This is a genomic window from Cellulosimicrobium sp. SL-1 (assembly GCF_011033075.1).
In the GTDB taxonomy this organism is placed as follows: Bacteria; Actinomycetota; Actinomycetes; order Actinomycetales; family Cellulomonadaceae; genus Cellulosimicrobium; species Cellulosimicrobium funkei.
On record NZ_JAACJC010000017.1, the window covers coordinates 1,381 to 2,831 of the forward strand.

Below are 1,451 nucleotides of genomic sequence, written 5' to 3' on the forward strand. Positions count from 1 at the left end.
CGTGTTCAAGCTGTCAGGCGTTGCGTGTTCGGGGTTGTGGGACCCTTCTGGTGGATCTGACAGTCCACCGGGGAGTGAGAAAGCCGTGTCATAGTCGAACCGCATTGAAAGGCGGACCACAGACGGTGCGAGTCCGGTAGACGAAATGGTGCGGCCTCCCGAAGGGGATCCCAAGTAGCACGGGGCCCGAGAAATCTCGTGTGAATCTGGCAAGACCACTTGCTAAGCCTAAATACTACCTAGTGACCGATAGCGGACCAGTACCGTGAGGGAAAGGTGAAAAGTACCCCGGGAGGGGAGTGAAATAGTACCTGAAACCGTGTGCCTACAATCCGTTGGAGCCTCCTTGGCTGGGGTGACAGCGTGCCTTTTGAAGAATGAGCCTGCGAGTTAGTGCTCAGTGGCGAGGTTAACCCGTGTGGGGAAGCCGTAGCGAAAGCGAGTCCGAACAGGGCGCCCATAGTCGCTGGGTCTAGACCCGAAGCGAAGTGATCTAGCCATGGGCAGGTTGAAGCGCGGGTAAGACCGCGTGGAGGACCGAACCCACCAGGGTTGAAAACCTGGGGGATGACCTGTGGTTAGGGGTGAAAGGCCAATCAAACTTCGTGATAGCTGGTTCTCCCCGAAATGCATTTAGGTGCAGCGTCACGTGTTTCTTGCCGGAGGTAGAGCTACTGGATGGCCGATGGGCCCTACAAGGTTACTGACGTCAGCCAAACTCCGAATGCCGGTAAGTGAAAGCGTGGCAGTGAGACTGCGGGGGATAAGCTCCGTAGTCGAGAGGGAAACAGCCCAGACCACCGGCTAAGGCCCCTAAGCGTGTGCTAAGTGGGAAAGGATGTGGAGTTGCACAGACAACCAGGAGGTTGGCTTAGAAGCAGCCACCCTTGAAAGAGTGCGTAATAGCTCACTGGTCAAGTGATTCCGCGCCGACAATGTAGCGGGGCTCAAGTACACCGCCGAAGCCGTGGCATCTGCGCTCAACTCAGGCCTTCGTGGTCCAGAGGCGCAGGTGGGTAGGGGAGCGTCGTGTGGGCGGTGAAGCCGCGGGGGAACCCAGCGGTGGAGCCCACACGAGTGAGAATGCAGGCATGAGTAGCGAAAGACGGGTGAGAAACCCGTCCGCCGAATGACCAAGGGTTCCAGGGCCAGGTTAATCCGCCCTGGGTAAGTCGGGACCTAAGGCGAGGCCGACAGGCGTAGTCGATGGACAAGGAGTTGATATTCTCCTACCGGCGAAGAACCGCCCATACCGAGCCCGGTGATGCTGACCGCCCAAACCTGCCCATCGACCCTTCGGGGTCACCGGGCAGGGGCGCGCGGGACCCAATCCGGTAGTAGGTAAGCGTATTAACAGGGGTGACGCAGGAAGGTAGCCCGGCGTGGCGATGGTAGACCACGTCCAAGGCTGTAGGCCGTCGGGTAGGCAAATCCGCCCGACATCAAGGCTG

General features: G+C 59.1%; 1 rRNA gene (running past both ends of the window). It reads left to right on the forward strand.

The annotated features are described in order from the left end of the window. A 23S ribosomal RNA gene (locus GWJ10_RS19660) occupies positions 1 to 1,451 on the forward strand (it extends past both window edges: 371 nt to the left, 1,484 nt to the right).